This window comes from Peribacillus sp. FW305-BF15 (assembly GCF_058783805.1).
Genome location: NZ_JBYSYV010000007.1, coordinates 62,737 through 87,723 on the forward strand (window position 1 = coordinate 62,737; position 24,987 = coordinate 87,723).

The 24,987-nt window shown below is 34.3% G+C and carries 22 protein-coding genes; 15 read left to right on the plus strand and 7 right to left on the minus strand.

The features are described from left to right. Nucleotides 1–17 precede the first annotated feature (17 nt). The 15 genes from galU to AC3WLU_RS09105 all read left to right on the plus strand — a co-directional run bounded on the left by galU (nt 18) and on the right by AC3WLU_RS09105 (nt 17,069). Entirely contained in the window at nt 18–911 is an 894-nt protein-coding gene (gene galU / locus AC3WLU_RS09035; protein WP_492597151.1) for a UTP--glucose-1-phosphate uridylyltransferase GalU, read from the plus strand. 125 nt (nt 912–1,036) lie between these two features. Then, entirely contained in the window at nt 1,037–2,290 is a 1,254-nt protein-coding gene (locus AC3WLU_RS09040; protein ID WP_492597152.1) for a DegT/DnrJ/EryC1/StrS family aminotransferase, read from the plus strand. Further along, nucleotides 2,283–2,912 carry a sugar transferase gene (locus tag AC3WLU_RS09045; protein WP_492597153.1) on the plus strand — a complete coding sequence of 210 codons (630 nt, stop codon included), beginning with the start codon at nt 2,283–2,285 and terminating at the stop codon, nt 2,910–2,912. Before AC3WLU_RS09040 ends, AC3WLU_RS09045 begins: the two co-directional genes overlap by 8 nt. Nucleotides 2,913–2,927: 15 nt before the next feature. After that, nucleotides 2,928–3,662, plus strand: coding sequence for a GNAT family N-acetyltransferase (locus AC3WLU_RS09050; RefSeq protein WP_492597154.1), 735 nt, complete (start codon nt 2,928–2,930; stop codon nt 3,660–3,662). 22 nt (nt 3,663–3,684) lie between these two features. Beyond that, entirely contained in the window at nt 3,685–4,794 is a 1,110-nt protein-coding gene (locus AC3WLU_RS09055) for a glycosyltransferase family 4 protein (RefSeq protein ID WP_492597155.1), read from the plus strand. Nucleotides 4,795–4,809: 15 nt separating this feature from the next. Next, nucleotides 4,810–5,898: a glycosyltransferase family 4 protein gene (locus tag AC3WLU_RS09060; RefSeq protein WP_492597156.1), complete on the plus strand. Its 1,089-nt coding sequence runs from the start codon at nt 4,810–4,812 to the stop codon at nt 5,896–5,898. Nucleotide 5,899: 1 nt separating this feature from the next. Next, nucleotides 5,900–7,180: a lipopolysaccharide biosynthesis protein gene (locus AC3WLU_RS09065; RefSeq protein WP_492597157.1), complete on the plus strand. Its 1,281-nt coding sequence runs from the start codon at nt 5,900–5,902 to the stop codon at nt 7,178–7,180. 76 nt (nt 7,181–7,256) lie between these two features. Next, the gene (locus tag AC3WLU_RS09070; protein WP_492597158.1) at nt 7,257–8,573 is read left to right on the plus strand and encodes an O-antigen ligase family protein; all 1,317 of its coding nucleotides are present in this window, start codon (nt 7,257–7,259) and stop codon (nt 8,571–8,573) included. A 107-nt stretch (nt 8,574–8,680) separates the two neighbouring features. Next, nucleotides 8,681–9,841 (plus strand): glycosyltransferase, encoded by a 1,161-nt coding sequence (locus AC3WLU_RS09075; protein WP_492597159.1) that lies wholly within the window; start codon nt 8,681–8,683, stop codon nt 9,839–9,841. A gap of 95 nt (nt 9,842–9,936) precedes the next feature. Next, on the plus strand, nt 9,937–10,968 hold the full coding sequence (locus AC3WLU_RS09080) for a polysaccharide biosynthesis protein (RefSeq protein ID WP_492597160.1): 1,032 nt from the start codon (nt 9,937–9,939) through the stop codon (nt 10,966–10,968). A 100-nt stretch (nt 10,969–11,068) separates the two neighbouring features. Beyond that, nucleotides 11,069–12,178 carry a capsular polysaccharide biosynthesis protein CapF gene (locus AC3WLU_RS09085; RefSeq protein WP_492597161.1) on the plus strand — a complete coding sequence of 370 codons (1,110 nt, stop codon included), beginning with the start codon at nt 11,069–11,071 and terminating at the stop codon, nt 12,176–12,178. Between the two features lie 3 nt (nt 12,179–12,181). After that, nucleotides 12,182–13,309 (plus strand): non-hydrolyzing UDP-N-acetylglucosamine 2-epimerase, encoded by a 1,128-nt coding sequence (gene wecB / locus AC3WLU_RS09090; protein ID WP_492597162.1) that lies wholly within the window; start codon nt 12,182–12,184, stop codon nt 13,307–13,309. A gap of 111 nt (nt 13,310–13,420) precedes the next feature. Next, nucleotides 13,421–14,797: a UDP-glucose dehydrogenase family protein gene (locus tag AC3WLU_RS09095; RefSeq protein ID WP_492597163.1), complete on the plus strand. Its 1,377-nt coding sequence runs from the start codon at nt 13,421–13,423 to the stop codon at nt 14,795–14,797. Beyond that, nucleotides 14,772–15,803, plus strand: a complete 1,032-nt coding sequence (locus tag AC3WLU_RS09100) for an SDR family NAD(P)-dependent oxidoreductase (RefSeq protein WP_492597164.1) — start codon at nt 14,772–14,774, stop codon at nt 15,801–15,803. Before AC3WLU_RS09095 ends, AC3WLU_RS09100 begins: the two co-directional genes overlap by 26 nt. A gap of 342 nt (nt 15,804–16,145) precedes the next feature. Further along, complete coding sequence (locus AC3WLU_RS09105) at nt 16,146–17,069, plus strand: hypothetical protein (protein WP_492597165.1); 924 nt, start codon at nt 16,146–16,148, stop codon at nt 17,067–17,069. Nucleotides 17,070–17,241: 172 nt separating this feature from the next. Here AC3WLU_RS09105 and AC3WLU_RS09110 read toward each other — a convergent pair whose 3' ends face one another. The 7 genes from AC3WLU_RS09110 to AC3WLU_RS09140 form a co-directional block, all read right to left on the minus strand. Beyond that, complete coding sequence (locus tag AC3WLU_RS09110) at nt 17,242–18,783, minus strand: hypothetical protein (RefSeq protein ID WP_492597166.1); 1,542 nt, start codon at nt 18,781–18,783, stop codon at nt 17,242–17,244. A 105-nt stretch (nt 18,784–18,888) separates the two neighbouring features. After that, nucleotides 18,889–19,935: a glycosyltransferase family 4 protein gene (locus AC3WLU_RS09115; RefSeq protein WP_492597167.1), complete on the minus strand. Its 1,047-nt coding sequence runs from the start codon at nt 19,933–19,935 to the stop codon at nt 18,889–18,891. A 5-nt stretch (nt 19,936–19,940) separates the two neighbouring features. After that, nucleotides 19,941–20,744, minus strand: coding sequence for a glycosyltransferase family 2 protein (locus AC3WLU_RS09120; RefSeq protein ID WP_492597168.1), 804 nt, complete (start codon nt 20,742–20,744; stop codon nt 19,941–19,943). Continuing rightward, a complete protein-coding gene (locus AC3WLU_RS09125) occupies nt 20,722–21,942 on the minus strand; it encodes an O-antigen ligase family protein (protein WP_492597169.1) in 1,221 nt (406 codons plus the stop codon). Before AC3WLU_RS09125 ends, AC3WLU_RS09120 begins: the two co-directional genes overlap by 23 nt. Next, nucleotides 21,923–23,389: an oligosaccharide flippase family protein gene (locus AC3WLU_RS09130; protein WP_492597170.1), complete on the minus strand. Its 1,467-nt coding sequence runs from the start codon at nt 23,387–23,389 to the stop codon at nt 21,923–21,925. The genes AC3WLU_RS09125 and AC3WLU_RS09130 overlap by 20 nt, the downstream gene beginning before the upstream one ends. A 17-nt stretch (nt 23,390–23,406) precedes the next feature. Further along, nucleotides 23,407–24,399, minus strand: coding sequence for an NAD-dependent epimerase/dehydratase family protein (locus tag AC3WLU_RS09135; protein ID WP_492597171.1), 993 nt, complete (start codon nt 24,397–24,399; stop codon nt 23,407–23,409). A 23-nt stretch (nt 24,400–24,422) separates the two neighbouring features. Then, nucleotides 24,423–24,974: a sugar transferase gene (locus tag AC3WLU_RS09140; protein WP_492597211.1), complete on the minus strand. Its 552-nt coding sequence runs from the start codon at nt 24,972–24,974 to the stop codon at nt 24,423–24,425. Between the last annotated feature and the right edge of the window lie 13 nt (nt 24,975–24,987).

Sequence of the window (24,987 nt, forward strand, 5' to 3'; positions counted from 1 at the left end):
CATTAGGAGGACTATAAGTGAAAAAAATCACAAAAGCAATTATCCCTGCAGCCGGGTTGGGTACTCGTTTTTTGCCTGCCACAAAAGCGATGCCAAAGGAGATGCTGCCAATCGTTGATAAACCAACGATTCAGTACATAGTGGAGGAAGCTGTTGCATCAGGTATAAAAGACATAATAATCGTAACTGGAAAAGGAAAACGTGCGATTGAGGATCATTTTGATTACGCTCCAGAGCTCGAACAAAACTTATTGGAAAAAGGAAAAGTAGAGTTGCTCAATAAAGTACAATATTCTTCTAAACTTGCTAATATCCATTACATTAGACAAAAGGAACCAAAAGGGTTAGGTCACGCAGTATGGTGTGCACGTAAATTCATTGGGGACGAGCCATTTGCCGTACTTTTAGGTGATGATATTGTCCAGAGTGAAACTCCTTGCCTAAAGCAGTTAATGAATCAGTTTGAGGAAACAAACAATTCAATTATCGGAGTTCAAACTGTACCTAAGGAAGAAACGAATCGCTATGGGATAATAGAACCTGCTTTTCAAGATGGACGACTATATCAAGTTGAAAACTTTGTAGAAAAACCAGCCTTAGGAACAGCTCCTTCCAATTTGGCAATAATGGGAAGATATATCCTTACTCCAGAAATCTTCAATATGCTTGATCAACAAGAAGCAGGTGCAGGCGGGGAAATTCAGTTAACAGATGCGATTCAACAGTTAAACCAGACACAGCAAGTTTTTGCTTATGATTTTGAAGGAAAACGATATGATGTTGGGGAGAAGTTAGGGTTTGTGAAAACGACGATAGAGTTTGCCCTTAAGAACGAAGAAATTAAAGATGAATTAATAGAGTTTTTAGAACAAATGGTTATGGAAATTTCTACAAAAAAGATTAATGCATAGGAATAGGATGACCTATTAATCAGGCATATTGACCCGGTGGTAGTTTTTCTGCCTTACTGGTTCGGCTAAGTTAAGAAAAATTCAAAATAATAAAAACCTAAAATTGAAAAAGTGAGGAAACCAAAGTGGTTGACATAAAAGTTAGAAATATACCTTTTTCTCCGCCAGATATTACAGATGAGGAAATTGAAGAAGTCATAAAAGCAATGAAGTCTGGTTGGATTACAACTGGACCTAGAACAAAAGAGTTTGAAAAAAGAATAGCTGAATTTGTAGGGACAAATAAAGCTGTTTGCTTAAATTCCGCAACAGCAGCTATGGAGCTTACTCTTCGTATTTTAGGAATTGGCCCAGGAGATGAGGTCATTACATCGGCATATACATATACTGCATCTGCTTCCATTATAGATCATGTGGGTGCAAAAATTGTACTAGTTGATACCGCTCCAGATTCTTTTGAAATGGATTATTCACAACTTACTGATGCGATTAATGAGAAGACAAAAGCTATTATTCCCGTTGATATAGCTGGAAAGATGTGTAATTACGATGCGATATACGAAATAGTGGAGAGTAAAAAAGAACTGTTTAAGGCTAATAATAAACTTCAAGAGTTATTTAATAGAGTAATTGTAATGACTGATGCTGCTCATGCTTTTGGAGCTGAGAGAAAAGGTAGGAAAAGTGGTCAAATTGCTGATTTTACTTGCTACTCTTTCCACGCAGTAAAGAACCTGACTACTGCTGAAGGTGGTGCAGTTGTTTGGAGTAATGAAATTGGGTTAGATGATGAATGGCTTTATAAGCAATTCATGCTCTACAGTCTTCATGGTCAATCTAAAGATGCATTTGCGAAAACACAAAAAGGCGCATGGGAATATGACATTATCTATCCTGCTTACAAGTGCAATATGACCGATATAATGGCTGGGTTCGGTTTAATTCAGTTAAATAGATATGAAGGTCTGATTAAAAGACGTAAAGAGATTATTGAGATGTATGATAAAGCACTATTACCATTAGGTATTCAAAGCTTACAACATTATGGTGATGATTTTTCTTCTTCAGGTCATCTATATCTAGTGAGGATACCTGGTATTGGGGAAGCTGAGAGAAATGAAGTAATCGTAAATATGGCTGAGGCCGGTGTTGCATGTAATGTCCATTATAAGCCATTGCCAATGTTTACGGCTTATAAAAATTTAGGATTTGATATTAAGGATTATCCTAATGCTTTTGATGTTTATAAGAATGAGATTACATTGCCACTTCATACACTACTTAGTGATGAGGATGTGGAGTATATTATGGAGATTTTCAAAAAAACAATAAATAAAGTCTTAAGTCTTAAATCTCTAGTGGGGCTACGCAATGTATAAGATCTTTTTTAAAAGAGGAATTGATTTAATACTAGCCGTAATAGCACTACCATTTTGGTTTATTATCTTAGCTATTATTAGTCCGATTATTTACCTTCAAGACAAAGGGCCAATTTTTTATATTGCACCAAGACTTGGTAAGAATGGAAAAGTGTTTGAAATGTATAAATTCCGTTCTATGAAAGTGAACGCTCCGGATATAAGAAATAAAGATGGTTCTACATTTAATGCAGAAAATGATCCGAGATTAACTAAAATAGGTAAGTTTATTCGTAAGACAAGTTTGGATGAAACACCCCAGCTTTTAAATATTATTAAAGGGGACATGAGTATTATTGGACCTAGACCAGATTTGCCTGAACATGAAGAGCTATACGAGGGTAATGAAAATCGTAAGTTAGAGGTTAGACCTGGTGTAACTGGTTTAAATCAAGCTTATTATAGGAATACTGTTCCATGGAAAGAACGTATTCAACACGATATTTACTATATTGATAACCTAACCTTTTGGCTTGATATAAAAATATTCTTTAAAACTGCAGTATCAGTATTGAAGCGTGAAGATGTATTTGTCTCTGAAAATAGTAAAAAGTCAAGTGAGAACAAGAGAATAGGTATGTAGGAGGCAAGAGAATAAATGAAAGAGGAAATAACTGAGAAAGCGGTATCCTTCTACGACTTAGAATGGGATACAGAATATTTTGGAGTCACTAGCGCCAGAGTCATTTTAAATAGGCCTCTTACATTAAATGAATGGGATGAACTGAAAACTAGATTTAGTGATTATCAGTTTATATCAATTGTGAATCAAAATTCCGAACCAGTTAATACACTGATGATAGGGAAAGATACTTCTGCGTTTTTGGCAGATGTGAATATTCAGTTTGTGAAAAAAAAGATAAAGTGTCCACATGAATTGCCAAAAAACATTACAGTTCATCAATCGTTAAAGAGAAATGATCAAGTGATTGAGATTGCAGATTTTCAATTCTCGAAGTTTACAGAGGATCCGGAATTGGCTAAACGTGGGGGCGATCAAGTTTACCGTAAATGGCTTATAAATTCATTTGATAAGTCCGAGAAGTTTTATGCGTTATCCAAGGACGAGAATGGTGATCTAAACGGTTTTTTATTACATTCTTATTCAGGTAATGCCTGTGTAATAGAACTTATTGCTGTGTCGCAAAATGTTACTAAAGGTGGTATTGGTACAAGTTTATTCAAAGCAGTTGAAAATGAAGCACATAAGCGAGGCTGCGGTGAAATAAGAGTTGGTACTCAAGTGCGGAACATGGGTGCAATTAACTTTTATCATAAGCTTGGTTGTAAGCAAGTAGAGTGCCATCAAGTCTATCATTTGTGGAGATTTTAAAATGTTCAGTCGGGGGATTTAAATGAAAAAGATTTTGATTGTATCAACAGTAAGTAGACAGTTTTATCTGTTTGAACAAAGTAATATAGAAGTTCTTAAATCACTTGGATATGAGATACATGCAGCTGCTAATTTTAGTGATGCAAATGAGAGATTGGAAAAATTAGATATAATTAGACATCCTTTTGATATACAGCGATCACCATTCTCAATAAAAAATATAAAAGCATATAGTCAACTTAAAAAGTTAATGAAGTCAGAGTGTTTTGATGTAGTACATTGTCATTCTCCTATGGGCGGAGTATTGGCGAGGTTAGTATCTAAATCATTGGGGATTTCATCAGTAATATATACTGCTCACGGTTTTCATTTTTATAAAGGAGCATCACTTATTAATTGGTTGGTGTATTATCCGGTTGAAAGATTCTTATCTAAATTTACTGATGTATTGATAACAATTAATAAAGAGGACTATGACATAGGGAAAACATTTAAAGCAAGAAAAGTTATATATGTTCCTGGAATTGGCGTTGATACCAATAAATTTTTAACATCTAAAACTATTAGGGAAGAAAAGCGTGCGGAGCTAGGTATAAAAAAGAACGATGTAGTTCTGTTATCAATAGGTGAAATGATAAAGAGAAAAAATCATGAGACTGCTCTAAAAGCAATCGCAAAGTTGAAGAACAAAAAATTTGTATATTTGATTTGTGGAAGAGGAGAATTAGAAAATTATTTGAAAGAACTTAGCAAAAATTTGGGTATTGAAAATAATGTTAAGTTTTTAGGGTATAGAAATGATATCCCTGAAATATGCTTAGCCTCTGATCTTTTTTTATTCCCTTCATATCAAGAAGGACTACCTGTTTCTGTAATGGAAGCAATGGCTACGGGATTACCTATCATTTGTTCATCAATAAGAGGGAATACAGATCTCATAGAAGATGGATATGGTGGATATTTGAACAAGCCTGAAGATGTTGAAGGATTTGCAACAAGTATAGAAAAACTAGTAGCTGATGATGATCTCCGAAAGTTAATGGGGAAAAGGAATTTCAAAGAAGTTAAAAAGTACGATAACACTGTTGTTAAAGAAGAAATGAGAAAATTATATAATGAATATATAAATTAAGGGGTACCCCGAAAAATGAATAACAATAATAATAAAAGACGAATAGTTTTTTTAATAGGAAGTATGAGAAGAGGCGGAGCGGAGAGAGTAATATCTCTTTTAGCAAACAATTTTGCTAAAAGAGGATGGGAGGTAGATATTCTAACACTTCTTGACGACAGTAATGATTATGAACTAAATAAAAGTATTAATGTAGTACCAATAGGAAATGAAGACAATTCTAGAATTAGTCAATTACCAACTTGGATAAAGACTATTCGAAAGTATGTTATTGAAAACAAGCCAGATAGAGTGGTTTCATTTATTGCCCGTATTAATATTATTACAATACTCTCTTGTATTGGGTTAAATCAAAGAATAATTGTATCTGAGCGAAATGATCCTAGAGCTGATGGGAGATCTAAAATTGTACGAGTCGCAACGAATCTACTCTATCCTTTGACTGATAGGGTAGTTTTCCAAACAAAATGGGCTCAATCCTACTTTTCTAGAAGAATACAAAAGAATAGTGTAATTATTGCAAATCCAATTAATGTAACTGTAAAAGCTTCAATAAATAAAGAGAAAAAGATAGTAACTGTGGGTCGCTTGGTGGAGCAAAAAAACCATGAATTATTAATTCGAGCATTTAAAAAAGTGCATGCTGATTTTCCAGAATATAATTTATATATATATGGAGAAGGTGAGAAAAGGGATAAACTTACAAAACTAATCAGAGAGCTAGGTCTCACAAAGTCTGTTTTATTGCCCGGAAATATATTTAACATTCATGAACAAATATCAGATGCAGAAATATTTGTTCTCTCCTCTAATTATGAAGGTCTATCAAATGCTTTATTAGAAGCTATGATGATGGGTTTACCATGTATCTCAACTGATTGCGCTGGTTCAAACGAGGTGATTCAAAATAGAGAAAATGGATTACTAGTACCTATAGGATCAGAAAAAGAACTTATAAAAGCAATAAAATTGTTGATAGAAGATGAGCAAACAAGAAAGGAGCTTGCAAAGGAGGCGGAAAAAAAATCAAAAGATTTTAATATGGATGTTGTAGTAAAGCAATGGAATTATACAATTGAAGAATCTAAAAGAAGGATAAAATAAATTGAAAATAAAGTTAAACAATAAAAAATTATTTATTAATGGAACAGAAAATAAAAACAAAAAAAAATATGTTTATCAAACAATTGTTCAATTAATATCAAGCTTCTTAATAATTATTTTAAGTTTTTTAATAAACATTGTTGCAGCTAAGCAATTAGAGCCAAATGTATTTGGTGAATACCGTTATGTTGTAAGTTATCTTTTATTGATTCCTGGAATAATTCATTTTGGTTTTGCTAATTCTGTTGGAAGAATTGCAGCAAAAAGTAAAGAATCAGAGCAAAGGAGAATTAGTGGATATGGAATAAAAGTTTCCACTTTTCTAGCATTTGTTTATATTTTAATATCTACGCCATTAATGTATGGATTAAATAATGTTGATATGATAAATATATCATGGTATCTAGTTTATTTAACCCCTTTTATTTTGTTATCTACGATACAATTAACCGTTAAATCAATTTTAACTGGTCAGAATAGGATGTTCTCACTTGCTATATTTGATTTAATACCACAAACCCTATTTTTTATAACAATAATCATTCAAATTTATGTATTGAAAAATACAAATGTTTCAGCATTGCTTATACCCTATATTGTGATTAATGGTATAGCTATTATATATAGAATATATATGTGCAAGCCTTCTAGGGTAGGTTTTTCTGAAAGTTTTCGAGCTTTAAAAGAAGAGAATAAGTCATTTGGTTTTAAAGTGTACATTGGTTCATTATTTGGAGTTGTTGTCGGACAATTGGTAGGACTAATAAGTGGTAGTTTAATAGGGATGCAAGAATACGGTCTATTTGCTTTAGCATTTAGCTTTGTAATTCCATTTCAGATGCTTGCTTCTACTCTTGGTTCAGTTTTATACAAATCTAATGTAACAAGAAAAAGAATATCATATAAATTATTTTCTTTTACTATTTGCTTCAATTTAGTTGCATACCTTCTATTCTTAGTATTAATAGATAAATTATTTTTAATTATTTTTTCAGTAGAGTATATAGATTCTCTTTTCTATATGAAGGTTTTTGCATTGTATGGTATTTGTTTAGGATTAGGTGATTTTATTAATCGTTTCTTAGGGGCAAAAGGTTACGGCGGAATGTTAATGATAGGGGCTATTATAACAGGGATAACTTTAGCTATGCTTTCATATGTGTTAATTCCTCAATATCAGATAATAGGATTGACTTATGCATATCTTGGTTCGGGTGTAATATATTTAATAAGTATGACAACATGTTACTGCATATATAGAAAGTTCTATAGTATTAAATAGAAGCTGTACACACCCATAAAAGTTTTGAAGAATAAGGATAACGAAAATGTATTAGTTATTTTAGAAGGGGAGAGAAATGAAAAAGGCAGTCTTATTTTTTATATTTATATATGTAATCATATTTATTGGAATGTATGGCATCAATATTAATAATGAACCTTTGTATAAGTTTTCTTTCATAGTTTTGATTCTTTCAGCAATCATGGTAAGGCCTCGAATGCTACTTATTATGATTGTACAAGTTTTACCGTTTAATAATATGATTATTTATTCTATGGATTTTTATACAGTTTTGCCAATCATGATGCTTATATTCTGTTTCAAAACTATAACACTTGTGAAGTTTAATATGAAATTAGTATTGTCTATTATTTTTTTATTTATCCTACAAGTAATAGTTGCTATGTACTACTTTAATAACTTTACTTTTCTCATACCTTTTTATATACAGATTTTGTTTGTTTATACTTCAATAAGATATGTTGTTAAATATGAAATTGATATGTTTATAAGATCTTCTGTGGTTTATGTTATATCTATAATTTTATCTTTTTTTGCACCCATCATTTTCTTTGAAGCTGCATTGCTATTAGCAATTGAGAAATACCCATCTATGTACACAGATTTATTTTACGGATATAGATATGGAGGAGCAGTTATTGAACCTACTGTGTTTGCACAACAAATAATGATAGGAATCTGTTTTATTGTAACTTTAATAATAGAAGATAGTATCAATAAAAAACTCGGTTTTATATTAACTTTGGTTTTAGTAGTATTTGGTTATTTAACTTACTCTAGAATTTTTATTATTATGGGAGTTATACTGCTTGCTTTATTTCTTTATTATAATTTCAGGTATCTAGATGATAAACTAAGTGCTCAAAGATTAAGGTTCAAAAAAATTTTAATACCAATGTTGGTTTTTTATGTATCGGTTTTAGGCGGTTATATTGTAATAAAACAAATGATCGATTACAGAATCAATTTAGATGTAAATGATATGGGATTAACCTCCGGAAGGGTTGATCTGTGGAATGAATATTTTTCAGCATTTGGTAATGATTTCCTAGGGTTCTTTTTAGGTTATGGTGCAAATAATATAATTGCAATAAGTAATCTACTGGGTATATCTAATACTCCACACAATGGAATAATAGAAAAATTATTTGAATTCGGTATTGTAGGTATTCTAATTTTCTTTTTTGTTCTAAAACTAATTTTTAAAGGAATGCCTATTAATATTAAGTTTAACCCTAGATTTATTTTTGTATTTGTATATCTTTCTTCTCTTATGTTTTTAACAATTGGAAATCACGATATAATTTATGTTTTACTTTTCTTAGTTGTTGATTTTCGTAGTTTACATAGGAAAAAAGTTAAGGAAATATAAAACACAGAAATGAAATTGGATTTATTGATAAAAATAAAATAATAAGGGTGAATTTATTTTTTGTTTGATTAATAAGTTCAATAAAGTTTAAAAAAGGAGATATTAGAGTGAAAAAAAATTTATTATATGTTACTAATAATCCATTCCCATCTAATTCAGCACATGCGACTAGAATATATTTTATATGTAAAATTTATCAAGCTATTGGATACAATGTTACAATCATGTCGACAGGTGAAAAAAACCAAAAAACAAATTGGATCAATCTTGAAGGAATTAAAGTTTTTCACTATGCACCTACTATAACGGGAAAATTAGCAAACTTAAAAAATTTAGTTCTGGGAAGTACTAAATTAAATTCAGTTCTTTCCAATGTAATTAAACCAGATGTAGTAATAGTTACAGGAGGTTATTCTCGACTTTTTTTCCCTATAAGAAAATTCTGTAAGAAAAACTCTGCTAAATTAGTTGTTGAAATCTGTGAATGGTTCAATGATACACAATTTCCTCTCGGAAAGTATGGCCCTTTCTATTGGCATAATAAATTAACAAGAGAACACTACTATAGGAAAGCTGATTATATTATTGCAATTAGTCGACTGTTAGAAGAGTTTTATTCTAATCAAGGTATAGCCACATTGAGAGTACCAACTCTATTAGATATTGATGAGAAGATAGATGAATCAATAAATATGGAAAGTAAAAGAAGGTTAAACATTGTTTATGCTGGATTTCCAGGTAATAAAAAAGATGAACTAAACTCAATAATTAAAGCGGTCACTTGCAATGAAGATTTAAAGAAATGTATACACCTCCACTTGGTGGGGCCAAATGAGAATTATTTAAAGTCTCTATTAAATAATGTGTTAGGAAATGAGAATTCTCCTGATAATATCACTACCTATGGAAAAGTTTCGAGAGATAAGGCACTGGGGCTTGTCAAAAAAGCTGACTTTACAATTCTAGCAAGAGAGAGTACTTTGAATTCTAATGCAGGTTTTCCAACAAAAGTTGCTGAGAGCATGTCAGTAGGAACTCCTGTTATATCAAATTATACAGGGGATATAAATTTGTTCTTGAAAAATAATATAAATGGAATTGTTTTGGAAGGTAATTCACTAAACTCTATAATTGAAGGTTTACAAAGAGTTATAAAATTGAGTGATAGAGAGATTTATCAAATGAGTAATAAGGCTTGTGAAGAAGCGAAAATTTCTTTTCATTATAAGAACTATATAAAGGAATTTGAAGATTTTATGCTGGATTGAACTTCGAATGTTAATTTTCTAAGTTAAACTTATATATTGCTGTAAAATTATTGCAGAATAAAAATGTTTAGATAAAAAAAGAAAGAGGTATAAACATGTTTGAAAATAAAACATTATTAATAACTGGAGGAACCGGCTCATTCGGTAATGCTGTTATGAAAAGATTCCTAGATACTGATATAAAAGAAATTAGAATTTTTTCACGTGATGAAAAGAAGCAAGACGATATGAGAAAATTATTTAATAACGATAAACTTAAGTTTTATCTTGGAGATGTTAGAGACTTGGCAAGTGTTAAAAATGCTATGCATGGAGTAGATTATGTTTTCCATGCAGCTGCTCTTAAACAAGTGCCTTCTTGTGAATTCTTTCCATTAGAAGCTGTGAAAACTAACATTTTAGGGACGGATAATGTTTTAACAGCGGCTATAGATTACGGAGTCAAAAAGGTCATATGCCTTTCAACTGACAAAGCAGCGTATCCAATTAATGCTATGGGGATATCAAAAGCCATGATGGAAAAAGTTTTTGTTGCTAAAGCAAAAACTGTCGATGAAGAAAGAACACTTATTTGTGGAACTAGGTATGGTAATGTAATGGCCTCACGTGGATCTGTCATCCCGTTATTTATTGAACAAATCAAAAGTGGCCAGCCTTTAACCATTACCGACCCTAATATGACTAGGTATCTTATGAGTCTTGAAGAAGCAGTCGAGCTAGTTATATTTGCGTTCCAAAATGCAGCAGCTGGAGATATTATGGTACAGAAAGCACCTGCAAGTTACATTGGAGATTTAGCTCAAGCCATTAAAGAATTATTTAATGCAGAAAATGAGATTAAGGTTATTGGTACAAGACACGGAGAAAAGTTATACGAAACACTTTTAACAAGAGAAGAGTATGTAGTTGCAGAGGATTTAGGTGGTTTCTTCCGAGTTCCAGCAGATAAAAGAGATTTAAATTATGATAAATATTTTGCTGAAGGAGATAAAAAGTTATCTACTGAAGAAGAATATAACTCTCATAATACGCAAATCTTAAGTATAGAACAGATTAAAGAAAAACTACTTGAATTAGAGTATGTTCAAAATGAACTCAAGGATATGAAAGTACTTTCTTCAAAATAATAATAATACATGAAGCAATTATTTCGCCTTATCCGTATTCAGATATTAGCTTCATCTAATATGTTTACTTTTTAGGTACTTAGAAAGGTTGGTTTATAAAGTGAAAATACTCGTTACAGGAGCAAATGGATTCGTAGGGAAAAATTTAATTGCAGAATTACAAAATAAAGGCTTTGAAGATATTCTTAAGGTTACGAGAGAAACTGAACCGTCTTTATTAGATATTTATACAAAAGAATGTGATTTCGTTTTTCATTTGGCGGGAGTAAACCGTCCTGACGATGAAAAAGATTTTATGCAAGGCAACTTCCATTTTACGCTTGAATTACTAGAGCTATTAAAAAAGCATAATAATAAATCACCCGTGCTTATTACCTCGTCTATACAGGCTGAAAAAGATAATCCATATGGTAGAAGCAAAAAAGCTGGTGAAGATGTCCTGTTTGAATATAGTCATCAAACAGGAGCGGAGCCATTCGTATATAGACTTCCCAATTTATTTGGGAAGTGGAGTAAACCTAACTACAATACGGTTGTAGCAACATATTGTTATAATATTGCAAGAAATTTTGATATTCAAATTAACAATCATGATGCCGTATTAACACTCTGTTATATTGATGATGTTCTAGCAGAGTTTATAAACGCTTTAGAAGGAAATCCGACTAAAAAGGGACAATATTGCTTTGTAAAAACAACACATACTATTAAATTAGGGGATTTAGCTGAACGTATAGAAAGCTTTAAAGATAGTAGAGTAGCGTTAAGTATTCCTGATATGGAAGACCCATTAACAAAGAAGCTCTACAGTACATATTTAAGCTTTTTACCAGAAGACAACTTTTCCTATGATTTAAAAATGAATTGTGATCACAGAGGCTCTTTTACAGAGTTTATAAGAACTCCTGAGAGAGGACAGGTGTCAGTAAATGTATCAAAACCTGGCATTACCAAAGGAAACCACTGGCATCATACTAAAAATGAAAAATTTTTAGTAGTAAGTGGAGAAGGACTTATTAAATTTAGAAAAATAAATTCAGATGAAATTATTGAATATAGAGTAAGCGGCGAAAAGTTACAAGTTGTAGATATACCTACTGGATATACACATTCCATTGTAAATGTAGGAGAAAGCGATCTTGTAACAGTTATGTGGGTTAATGAATGTTTTGATCCAGAAAAACCAGATACTTACTTCTTGGAGGTATAATTAATGAAGAAATTAAAAGTAATGACAGTCGTGGGCACTAGGCCTGAGATTATAAGATTATCTGCTGTTATTAATAAATTGGAAGAGTCAGAAGCTGTAGAACATATACTTATTCATACTGGTCAAAATTATGATTATGAATTAAATGAAGTGTTTTTTAATGATTTTAAACTTAAAAAACCCAATTATTTCCTTGATGCTGCAAACGGAACAGCAGTAGAAACTATAGGGAATATTTTGATTAGAATTGATCCTATTATGGAAGAAGTAAAACCAGATGCTGTTTTGATTCTAGGTGATACTAATAGCTGCTTATGTGCTATTGCAGCTAAGAGAAGACAAATTCCTATTTTCCATATGGAAGCAGGCAACAGATGCTTTGATCAAAGAGTACCAGAAGAAACTAATAGAAAAATAGTTGATCATACAGCTGATATTAATTTAACTTATAGTGATATTGCTAGAGAATATTTATTAAGAGAGGGACTACCTGCAGATAGAATAATAAAAACTGGAAGTCCAATGTTTGAAGTCCTCAATTCAAGAAAAGATGACATTGAAGAATCAGATGTATTAGAGAGATTGAATCTTGAAGAGGGGAAATATTTTATAGTTTCTGCCCATAGGGAAGAAAATATTAGTTCAGAAACTAATTTCATGAATTTAGTAGATAGTTTGAATTTAATAGCCGAAAAATACAATATGCCTGTAATTATGAGTACCCATCCTAGGACTAGAAATATGATTAATTCTAAAGGGATAGAGTTTAATCCTTTAGTAAAAACGATGAAACCTTTAGGGTTTAATGATTATGTGAAGCTTCAAACAAAAGCTAAGGCAGTTCTTAGTGATAGCGGAACAATTAGTGAAGAGTCTTCTATTCTTGGATTTAAAGCACTCAATATTAGACAAGCTCATGAAAGACCTGAAGCAATGGAAGAAACATCGGTTATGATGGTTGGTTTGAAAAAGGAAAGAATATTACAGGGTTTAGAAGTATTAGAAACACAAGCAAGAAGTACATTAAGGCTTGTTGGAGATTATAGTATGCCTAATGTATCGGATAAGGTGCTTAGAATAATTTTGTCATATACGGATTATGTTAATAGAGTTGTGTGGAGAAAATCATAAAATTGTTGTAAGAACTGTTAGTATTTCGTGTTTCTTTGTGTAATAAGTCTATTTAAGAAGAAATATTACGGTTCTTATCCTATGTACAAAAGAGAGAAGGGAGGCGCAACTATGTTCAAATTAGCAGTAGCAGGAACAGGTTATGTCGGCTTAGTAGCCGGTGTATGTTTTGCCGAAGTTGGTCATCACGTTACTTGTGTTGATATAGATGAAAATAAAGTAAACGTAATGAAGTCTGGAATTTCTCCTATCTATGAAGCTGATTTAGAAGACTTAATGCAAAAGAATTATGCCGCTGGAAGGATTGATTATACGACTGATTATAAAACAGCTTACAGGGATGCGGATGCAATTTTTATCGGTGTCGGAACTCCAGAGCAAGCTGATGGTTCAGCCAATCTTTCTTATATCGCAACCGTTGCAAGACAAATTGCTGAATCGGTGGAAAAGGACTGTTTAGTAGTTGTCAAATCAACAGTTCCTGTAGGAACGAATGATAAAGTTGAGCAGTTTATCCAAGACTTTTTAGTTAATGATGTAAAAGTTGAAGTTGTATCGAACCCGGAATTCTTGGCACAAGGTTCTGCTGTGCATGATACACTGCATGCCGAACGGATTATTATCGGAACGGAAAGTAAATGGGCTGAAGAACTCATGCAGAATATCTATGAGCCATTTCATTTACCAGTTGTCTCAGTCAATAGAAGATCCGCAGAAATGATCAAGTATGCATCAAATGATTTTCTTGCTCTTAAAATCTCTTATATGAATGATATTGCCAATCTATGTGAACTGGTTGGTGCGGATGTTCAGGATGTCGCAAGAGGAATGAGCTTTGATAATCGTATCGGAAGCAAGTTTTTAAACGCAGGTATTGGTTATGGAGGTTCATGTTTTCCAAAGGATACTAAAGCATTGGAGTATCTGGCAAGACAAAACGGTTACGAGCTTAAAACCGTCAAAGCCGCCATTGATGTGAACAAGGACCAAAAGACGATGCTGTATAAAAAAGCTAGTAAAAGGCTCATTACTTTTAATGGTCTTAAGGTAGCTGTACTAGGATTGACTTTTAAGCCTGGGACTGACGATTTAAGAGAGGCTGCATCTCTTGAGAACGTGCCTTTATTATTAGAACAAGGTGCCGATATCTATGCTTTTGATCCTGTTGGAGCAGAGAATTTTGCTAGAGTGTATCCAGAAGGTAAAAATGGCAAAGGCAGTATCACGTATGTTGCGAATATAGAGCATGCCTTAGAAAGTGCAAATGTCTGTTTTATTTTTACTGAATGGGGAGAAGTGAAAGCATTAACTCCTGAAACATATAAAAAGTTGATGAGGACTCCTTTAGTATATGACGGAAGAAATATCTATAATGTTGAAGAAATGCAAAAATCAGGTGTGGAGTATCACTCCATTGGAAGAAAACCTGCAAGTAGAGAAGCTATAAAGGAGTCGAAACAAGTTGAATTACAAATCCCTAGATCCTAGTAAAACATACTTGATTACTGGAGCGGCAGGTTTCATCGGTTTTTTCTTATCAAGAAAACTATTAGAACAGGGCTGTAATGTGATCGGTGTTGATAATATAAATGATTACTATGATGTGAAGCTTAAATATGCTCGTTTGGAGCAGCTTAAACCTTATGAGAAATTTACCTTTATTAAGGGTGATATTTCTGACAAAGCGATGATCTCCAATATCTTCGAAGAGTATAAACCTAATATTGTAGTAAATCTGGCTGCACAAGCGGGAGTACGATACTCGATCGAGAATCCAGATGTGTACATTCAAAGTAATATCATTGGTTTTTACAACATACTTGAAGCTTGCAGGCACTATCCTGTCGACCATCTTGTCTATGCTTCTTCCAGTTCAGTTTATGGAGCTAACAAAAAGGTTCCATTTGAAGAAACGGATTTTGTGGACAATCCTGTATCGCTTTATGCATCGACTAAGAAATCCAATGAATTGATGGCCCATACTTACAGTCATCTATATAATATCCCAGCAACTGGACTCCGTTTCTTTACGGTTTATGGCCCTATGGGACGACCGGACATGGCCTACTTTGGATTTACGGATAAGTATTTTGCTGATGAACCAATTAAGATCTTTAATAATGGTGATTTTGATAATGATCTATATAGAGACTTCACCTACATTGATGACATTGTGGAAGGAATTGAGCGGCTTCTTTCCAATCCTTCAGTTGAAGAAAATGCTGTTCCTCACAAAGTATTTAACATAGGAAACAACAATCCTGAAAAGTTGATGGCTTTCATTGGAGCTTTGGAGAAATGTTTAAGTAATGCTCTAGGTAAGGAGATAGAATTTTATAAGGTTTTCGAACCAATCAAACCTGGAGATGTACCTGCCACTTATGCTTCTACTGATTTGCTGCAGAAGGCTGTCGGATTTAAACCGGAAACTTCAATAGAAGAGGGTTTGCAAAAGTTCGCAAATTGGTATGTGGAATATTATAATAAAAAGTAACAATAGTAAACTGATAAATGGTATGAAATTTTTTTTGATGCCAGGCCCTAAGAATTTTCTAAGATTAATAGAGACAGAGAGTGTTTTTGAAAGCTCTTTGTCTTTTTTTTTAACTCGAAAAGGGATTCTTCTATTATTATATATACCTCGTGATAGTCCTACATTTCCTTCATAATTAAAGCCCACAAACATTTCAGTCATATTTGTTAATATTGAAACATTTTTTAGCTGTCTGTACTTTTAAATATTGACAGTTACTGAAACTATTATGCAAAAATTGATGGGAGACTCTTATCTCCTGTAGAGTCACCTAAATAAAAAACTTTAAAAAGGATGAATTTCATGAAAAAAATCATCGTTTTTTCCTTATGTTTTTTGCTGATTGTTTTCTTCATTTTTCAGCAGAAACATTCTCTATCAAATCACAAAGAAAAGATATACGTTGAAGATTTTAAAGGGTCCGATGATTCTGCTAAGATTCAGGCTGCCATTGATCATGCAAAGGCCAATAAGTTAAAGACGGTTATGCTGGATGATAGGGAGTATACGATTTTATCCCCGATCATCGTTAGGAAAGGTGTTAAGCTGCTATTTGGATACGGAACGAAGTTTGTTGTTGAGGGGAACTTTAGGGTGCTTGAGCTTGAGCAGAATGCTTCCATCGAAGGTGCTTATGTAGTGATTAATGATGCTGAATTTAACTCAGAGGTCATTTACTTAGATGGTAAGTATAAATATTATAATACCTGGAACAAAACGAAAGTGAAGGATGTAAATATCATTAATTGGTCTGAGAGTAATCAGGGTACAGCGATATCTTTATATGCTGGCGGTAAGGAACATGAGATTTCTTTCGTGAACTTTGAAAATGTCAAGGTTGCTGGGATGGAGACTGGAGTAAAGTTAATAGCTGAAGAACCGTCTTCTGGTAAGGCCTGGATCAATGCTAATCGTTTTTTGAATCTTTCCTTAGAAGATTGTGTGTATATGATTTACATAGATAGTAACTCTACCGTACCGAATGAGGTTAGTGGTAATCAATTTACTAACTTACAGATACAGCCTTCAGGGAAAACAAAGAGCATTTTGAAGGTAAATGGGCAATACAATAAGTTTGAGGGCATGGTTTGGGATCTGGACAAAATCACACTTCAAAACGATATTATTGAACTTACGGAAAATAGCATGGGCACTATCATTGATATCCCATCCTTGAATATGAGCAAAATCACTGACAGAGGCCAAGCCAATATCTTGAATCAATAATAAAATTGAAAAGGGTGATTAGCAGCTAATGGATAGGCACACACCCTGTAATGTAATTGGAGATAACATTAATAACCATTAATCAACTGGTACTATTGTTCTTTATCACTGGGGAATAATCCTTTCCTCTTTGGATAAAGAGTATATATGCCAGTTTTTTTATATTTAATGGTCATAGCTTTGTAGTGATAATTTGACCTTGATCATTAATAGTCACTTTCCACTTAGTTCCGTTTGGTGAAGCCATTGTCACAGCTTTTCCCTTTTGAAGTTCTAAATCTCCATATAATGTTCCGCCTGTAGTCGGTAGCCAAGCTGCACCTTGCTGTAACGATGATCTTGCGAAGATTCGATTGATCCGGAATCGTTTGTGCTCTTGTGTATACCCGCTTAAGGTCAGTTTAATTTTATACAGTGTTTCTGCTCTTGCTTCTGAGATAACCGTGTTACCGGCGTTAAAAGGGAGATTTTTAGCTGCAATCCATGGTCCATTTAAGCTTTGTTGATATTCAATTAATACTCGGCTGGGACTTTCATTCCATCCAAAATAAATACCAAAGCAATTTAGCATTTTAATAGGCTGTTTGGTAAAATCCAATTCAATCACTACCGGTTGGGAACTAGGGACATCGAGGTAATTTACACTTTGCTCATCGAGTAAATTGAAACAGTTATTGATATTTCCTCCATAAGGAGCCTTTCCAGAAAGCTGACGTACTGCGTAGCGAACGTTTGCACTTACTAAAATATCGTCTTGATTCCCGACCAGATGGGCTTTTCCTAAGGCAAGAGGTGGAATTACTTGGAGCGATTCTTCATGAGGAGATGTGCATCGATTGTATTGGCCGCGATCAAGGATGGATGTGGATACCTGATTCGAGCTTAGGTAGTTGTGATGGGAAGTGGAGGAGAATTCAATCACGAGCGGGGGAGCATCCATACGGTAGGTATCCCATATGATGCCTTCAAATATATTATAAGCACCTGAGCATCGAATGACTTTTTTCGTTTGTTTTCGGCTTTGAACTTGAATTCCAGTAAAGGTGTTGCCCGAAATTTCGTAAGGTAGATCACTGCTTCCGACAATCTCGATTCCGTACTGGCAGCCATCTATAAAGATGGACTCGAAGGAGTTGGCATTAATCCAGCATGGGGTATCTACATTTGATAGTTTTTCAGTTTTTAAATAGAGGGCTGTATGGAAGTTTGTAATTTGGAGGGAGCTTGCCTTAAAGAAGCTGATGAAATCCCATGCTTTGTTACAGTATAAATGGATGGCGATACCTTGATATGTTGTTGTACTATTAATAATATTGATATTGGATATAGCTGTATGATTATGGATTTCTATTTGCTGCGCCCCGGAAAGAAAAATTACGGATGAATTGAAGCTGGTATCGACTACTTCAATCGTCCCGCCGGAGAGGGAAGCATCCTTTTGAAGCTCAAAAACCTGGAAATTACCTTTAATTATTAATGTTATCGTCGGATCAATTTCTAGATGGACATTTTGCTTAATGACAATGGGGGAGGAGAGGATATATTGTTTCTTCCCTGTAATGACAACTTTAGAGTAGTTATTATCTACACAATAATCAATCGCTGCTTGAATGGCTGGTGAATTATCCCCTAGATTCGGATCGGCGCCAAAACAATCTATATTAGCGACATTCCTGTTCTGGCAATCCTCAGGGAGGTTGTGTGGGTCTGCCATATATAACGCTCCTTTTATGGTGATGTTATATAGCATATGCTTGTCCAAAAAGTATGTATAGGTATAAAAAACAAAAAACAAACGAGGTCATCGTTTGTTTTTTGTTCATTGATAGGTTTTCATTGTAGAATGAATCATATTCGAGAGGGAGAAGGATTCTTCTACTTTTTGTCTCGCTTTACTTCCCAAGCGTTGTCTTAAATCTACACTATCTTGAAGCGCTTTTATTTGTTTGGCAAATTCCTGTTCTGAATGCTGTGAAATGAGAATCCCGGTTTCATGGTCCACAACCGCCTCTTTAATGCCGCCTACATCGACTGACATAATTGGTGTTCCGGCTGCCATTGCTTCCAGGACGACCATCGGAAAAACTTCTCTAAGTGATGTTAAAAGAAGTACGTCCATATTGCATATAAATTCATATGGATTAGAGGAATTGCCTTGGAGCATCACTTTATGGCTTAGCTTTAAGTCTTTAATCATTTTTTCTACAGAATCCCGCTCCGGTCCATCACCAGCAATATAAAACATCACATTAGGTACATCCTTTAATTCATTAACGATTTTTAAGAAAAGTTCATGATTTTTCTCCTTTGATAAGCGGGCTAAGATTCCCACATTGAAGGTTTCTTTAGGCTGTAATTGTTTAAAAGAAAAGTGCTCCACATCTACGCCATTGTAAATCGTCCGAATAAGCTCCTTCCTAACACCAAGCTGAAGTAAGTTATCCCGTTCAAAATTACTAATAGCGATAATTTCTTCCACATGCTGATTCAGCACTCTTTTAAATAGAAAGGGCATCTTTTTTTCTAGGATGGTTACATTATGCTTGGTATACACCAGCTTGATATTTCTTCTTGTCAGTTTCTTGATGGCGATCGAGTATAGCAGCATTCGTAAACTATTGGCATGAATGACATTGATGTGTTTTAAGCTGACTTCTTTAGTCAGTATTTTAAGGTTGGCAAGGTGATTCTTTAAGCTTAAAGGAATGAATTGTTGTTTGTTATGAATTTGCTTGTACAATTCCCCCGTCGCAGCAGCAGAGTAAAACGTCATGTTTTCATCCTGGAGATGGTTTTCCAATTTGCAAAAATACATCTCAGCTCCGCCTGTTATGAGTTTATCTGTAAGTAGCAGGACATTGTTCATATACCTTATTTCCCTCCATTTAGTAAAGAGGCAGGCTGTGAACCTCTGTTTTTGTTGTATGCGTTATAGGCGTATTTGCTAAAATAGAAGTTAGCTTTTACAAAGCTTAATTTTTCCTGGCTTCGTAACAGCTTCCAATATCGGTAAGCAGCCTTAAATTTATTTCTTGAAGTAGAGTTACTTACAATCCGATATTTGGATAAAACTTTCGGTAAGCCATGTGCTTTATATCCTTGTCGTAACAGTAACAGCCATAATGCAGTATCCTCAGGCTGAATATCGGGCATTTCGATATGCTTGAATTGCAGCCTATCCAGCATCACGGTTAAACAGCCAATTGTTGTATTTCCAATCAGATGCTTATAATCCACTTCTTTAGGTGCCTTTACTTCAACTTCAAGAGACTTACCTTCTTCATCTATTAAAGAATAGGAGGTGAAAGAGAAAGCGAGATTTCCCTTTTGCATAAATGCGACTTGTTCTTCCAATTTAGTTGGGAGCCATAAATCATCACTATCAAGAAACGCGATATATTTTCCGTTGGCTTCTTTAATGGCTATATTTCTTGCGCGGGCAGCTCCGACATTCTTGGATAAGGGAATAAGTCTGATCCGTGAATCGTGCTCTGCAAAGGTTTTAATGATAGAAACAGAACCATCCTTTGATTGATCATCTACAATGATCATCTCCCAGTTAAAATAGGTTTGATCCTGGACAGTTTTTATCGTTTCAGGGATAAAAGACGAGCAGTTATAAGAAGGAGTTATCACGGAAACTAAAGGTCTATCATCCTTTTTGCTGTAGGTCATTACATTCCACCTCTTTTTTCTCATATACCGAAATATATTTTAAAGTTAGTGCTAAAAAGGAAAAAAATGCTTCATTAATCATGAGTGAAAGGGACATCATCTGTATTAAGAAAGCAAAAAGAGTAAGAACAATGAACGGTTTTTCTTTATGTAATTTAGTCTTGAATAAGGTGAGTATAAGCATCAATAAAAAGGAAAGGTAAAAAAGAAAACCAATGATTCCAGACTCTACTAAAACCTCGAGATACGTATTGTGAACATATAGTTTTTCATTATGCTCAAAAGCGTAATAATCGGAAAAATTAAAAGCGCCAATGCCAAAAAGGGGATTTGACACAAAGTAGTTGATCGCCTGCCCCCATAATTCAAACCTTCCGCTTCCCCCATCTGTTGAAAAGTCAGAAATGCGGCTCGTGACGATTTCATTGAGATCTATATTGATAAGAGATCCAGCAACATATATTACCCCTAAAAATAATAAGGAAACAGCTAACATTTTGATTTTTTTTGAGAAATTAGCTAACAGCATGTACAAAAAGACCACCAATACAAGCGCTAAAACACCGCCTCTAGAAAATGTAAGGAGGGAGGTAATCATACATAGGAGGAACCCGATTGAATGCTTGAATCCCTTTAAATTGGTTAAATAATAGGAAAAAAAGATTGTGTTAAAAAAAATGAAGATGTTGGGGTCATCCAGCAAACCGATTAATCTTGGATAATCCCGGTCCAATAATAATCCATATGATGTAATCTCAACACCAGTTGGAAATCTTCCTGTCACCTGTATTCCAATGAAGTATAATAATAGGCTAATGACGTTAAAGATGATTCCGACATTTGCAATCGATTTCTCAATCGCACTTAACGAAGTTAGCTCCAATACATATCTCATGATGAAATAACAGCCAAGTACGAGTATCACTCCTAGAATGACCCGTATGCTCGATTCAGGATACTGAGAAAAAGCGCCGCTCAGACAATAGGTGAAATAAAATAAGAGCAAAAGGATTTCATAATGATAAAGGGTATGGAAATAAAAATCCCGAAAATGAATGCAAAAGAAAATGGCAAGAAAAATCATGTAAATTTTTAAAGAAAAACCAATGGAGATATTATATTTACTGAGCGTAATAAAAAATAACAAGAGAAAGACTGACCAGATAGAGGTGTTTTTATTAATTAGCAATCTTTCCATTCTCTTTTTGTCTCCCATCTTGTAAATGTTCGGTAGCAGTTTTCTTTTTAATGAAGCCAACGATTAATTGTTTGATGTTCTTATCGAGCAGCAAAATTAGAGCAGTGACAAAAATGATGGTAGAAATCATGGCTATAAAAGGATACTTGGATAATAAGTTGTGAATTAGGATGAAACTAATGGAAAAGAAGATACCATACGGCAGGACGACCTTGAAAATTGCCGTTCTTTTTTCTGGGTTGGCAGCGACATATCCAATGAATGAGACAATTTCCATGGTAAGGACGGCAAAAGCTGAGCCAGCCACTGCATAGTTAACGCTCATGAAATAGAAGGAAACCAAACCAACGGTGATGGTTATAAACTGGACAATTGTACGCCGGTTCTGTAATCCCCTTGTTGTGAGACCGTCAGCAATGGCAATGTTAAAGCCTTGCAGAACGATTATAAAAGCCAATATTTTTAAAGGCTGAACCGCAGATCCCCACTCGGGTCCAAATAAGATGGTGACGAGATAAGTGGCCAAGTAGAATAAGGTTATAGTCATGCACATGCCGATATAGGCCATGATTTTCATTTGCAGGATATTCAATCTTGTGTGTTCTGCAAGCTCCCCTTGGTTGTATCGCTTAAATAAAAGCGGAAAAAAAGCACCTGCGATGACCCCTGGTATTTGGTATAAAGCAGAAGGAATCCGATAGGCTACTGCAAAGAGGCCGACAAGCGCTAAAGGCAGTGTTTTTTCCAGCACCAATGGACCCAATTGTGGGGTTAGCATAATAAATAACCCACTGATTAAAAACGGACTGAGATTCATTAATAATTGTTTTTCAAAAGGAGATTTCCATTTTATTTCCGCTTTTTTCAGCAGTAAATAAAGGCTGTAAAATCCACCGGCTAAATACGAGAAACCATATAAAAAGGCTGCTAGATGAACATCCACTTTTAAGCCCATACTCACCGTGGTTGAAAGTATCAACGCAAAAGAAGAGAAGATTTTTATCGACGCGATGAATTGCATCCTTTCAGTTAATTGAAAATAGGTTATCCCTATACTTTGCATCGCCAGGCCAATGACCATTGGAATCATTAAGCTATAGATCATATAAAGAATTTTTTGTTCTTGATAAAGAATATGAATGCCGGCAAAAAAAACAAAAAAGGTCAAAAGGGAGCAAACAATCCGAATCTTAATATAGGAAGAAAATGTTCTTCCTAGGTTTTCCTTTTTTGATCCTTCCCTTAAAAAAGTATTACTTGTACCGAGATCTGTAAAAAAGTTCATGACCATGGCGAGAGCCAATGCCACACTGAAAATTCCATAGTTCTTTGAGTTAAAATAATTAGCTAATAAAATGAGAGTCGCCGCATTAAGAACATTGGATAGAATGGTACTGTAAAATAAATGGACAATATTTTTTAAAATAGAGTTCTTCTTAGTATTCACTTTATTCGCTCCCGATTTTATGACGATAAAGTCGTTGGCTTGAGTAGAGGTGCAGGTGAATGAATTGTCTTGCTGGTTAAAGAAGGCTGATTTTGGTTTAAATAATATTCATATGTGCTCGTAAGACCCTGTTCAAGTGAATAGGCGGGATGCCAAGCCAATTTTTGGAGTGTCGTTTTATTACAGAGTATGCTTTCTTTGATATCCCCATTTTTCGCTAGCTGATAAATAGGAGATAAATCATTACTGCCAAAGGATTGAATAATCGAGAATAATTGATTGATGCTTGTACTGGTGGTTGATGAGACATTGAAGGTGCCGCTTTCTTCATATTCCAACGCTTTCAGATTGGCATCGGCTACATCCTTTACATAGATGAAATCCCTTGTTTGAGTACCGTCTCCATAAATGACGGGCCGCTCATTTTTTATGACAAGATTAGTGAAAATCGATATAACACCGCCTTCGCCGCTAGCTGTCTGTCTTGGTCCATAGACATTGCTGTATCGAAGATTCACATAATTTAAATCGTATAATTCTTTAGCAAGCTTCAGATAATCCTCTGCCGTTTTTTTTGATGCACCATAAGGTGATAATGGAGAGGTAAGATGTGATAATGTGATTGGCATGACATCAGCATCTCCATATACAGCTGCTGAAGAGGCAAACACGATCTTTTTAACGGCATACTTGTGAGAGAGTTTAGCGATGTTTATCGTTCCCATGATATTGATTCGTGCATCATTCGTAATATCCGAAATGGATTGTTGTACACTTACTTGTGCAGCTTGATGAATGACATAGTCAGGCCTAAATGTCTCCATCGCATTTTCAAGCAGGACCTCATCTTCAACATTTCCAAAGAAGGGAGTGACTTTGGCCTGGACATTTCCGATAGATCCGGTGGAGAGGTTATCATATATAGCCACTTCATAATTATTACGGATTAATGTATCAACTATATGAGAACCAATAAATCCAAAGCCCCCAGTTACTAGTACTTTTTTCATTTTTCACTACCCCTTTTTTTAGGTTATCTAGCTCCATTACCAGTAAAGACTATGGTCAATGTTCGGAACAAAATCTTGATTTCCATAGCAAATGAGCGGTGTTGAATATAATATAGGTCGTAATGCAGCTTTTCTTTTGGTGATAAATCATACCCCCCATTTACTTGTGCCCATCCAGTAATTCCAGGTTTTACATATAAACGGTTTTTAAAGCCAGGCAAAAACTTTTCAAATTCTTTATAGAAAAATTCTCTTTCAGGTCTTGGCCCGATGAGTGACATATCTCCTTTTAAAACATTAATAAGCTGAGGGATTTCATCAATCCGTGTTTTTCGTATAAAGGCTCCTATTCTAGTAACCCTGGAATCATTTGCACTTGCCCACTTCGGACCATTTTTTTCGGCATCGATGCCCATGGAACGCAGCTTGATCATATTGAAAGGCTTCCCATCAAGGCCTAGTCTTTGCTGATAAAAAAAAGGGGAGCCAGTTGAATCAATAGGGATTAGAATGCAGAATAAAAGTAAAATAGGTGCTGTAAGTATCAGCATAAAAAACGAGATGATTATATCCATAACGCGCTTTATA

Bases quoted from the DNA above. Each gene is read 5' to 3' on its own strand.
- AC3WLU_RS09045 (WP_492597153.1), top strand. From the start codon at position 2,283: ATGTATAAGATCTTTTTTAAAAGAGGAATTGATTTAATACTAGCCGTA.
- AC3WLU_RS09050 (WP_492597154.1), top strand. From the start codon at position 2,928: ATGAAAGAGGAAATAACTGAGAAAGCGGTATCCTTCTACGACTTAGAA.
- AC3WLU_RS09055 (WP_492597155.1), top strand. From the start codon at position 3,685: ATGAAAAAGATTTTGATTGTATCAACAGTAAGTAGACAGTTTTATCTG.
- AC3WLU_RS09060 (WP_492597156.1), top strand. From the start codon at position 4,810: ATGAATAACAATAATAATAAAAGACGAATAGTTTTTTTAATAGGAAGT.
- AC3WLU_RS09070 (WP_492597158.1), top strand. From the start codon at position 7,257: ATGAAAAAGGCAGTCTTATTTTTTATATTTATATATGTAATCATATTT.
- AC3WLU_RS09080 (WP_492597160.1), top strand. From the start codon at position 9,937: ATGTTTGAAAATAAAACATTATTAATAACTGGAGGAACCGGCTCATTC.
- wecB (WP_492597162.1), top strand. From the start codon at position 12,182: ATGAAGAAATTAAAAGTAATGACAGTCGTGGGCACTAGGCCTGAGATT.
- AC3WLU_RS09095 (WP_492597163.1), top strand. From the start codon at position 13,421: ATGTTCAAATTAGCAGTAGCAGGAACAGGTTATGTCGGCTTAGTAGCC.
- AC3WLU_RS09105 (WP_492597165.1), top strand. From the start codon at position 16,146: ATGAAAAAAATCATCGTTTTTTCCTTATGTTTTTTGCTGATTGTTTTC.
- AC3WLU_RS09110 (WP_492597166.1), bottom strand. From the start codon at position 18,783: ATGGCAGACCCACACAACCTCCCTGAGGATTGCCAGAACAGGAATGTC.
- AC3WLU_RS09115 (WP_492597167.1), bottom strand. From the start codon at position 19,935: ATGAACAATGTCCTGCTACTTACAGATAAACTCATAACAGGCGGAGCT.
- AC3WLU_RS09120 (WP_492597168.1), bottom strand. From the start codon at position 20,744: ATGACCTACAGCAAAAAGGATGATAGACCTTTAGTTTCCGTGATAACT.
- AC3WLU_RS09125 (WP_492597169.1), bottom strand. From the start codon at position 21,942: ATGGAAAGATTGCTAATTAATAAAAACACCTCTATCTGGTCAGTCTTT.
- AC3WLU_RS09135 (WP_492597171.1), bottom strand. From the start codon at position 24,399: ATGAAAAAAGTACTAGTAACTGGGGGCTTTGGATTTATTGGTTCTCAT.
- AC3WLU_RS09140 (WP_492597211.1), bottom strand. From the start codon at position 24,974: ATGGATATAATCATCTCGTTTTTTATGCTGATACTTACAGCACCTATT.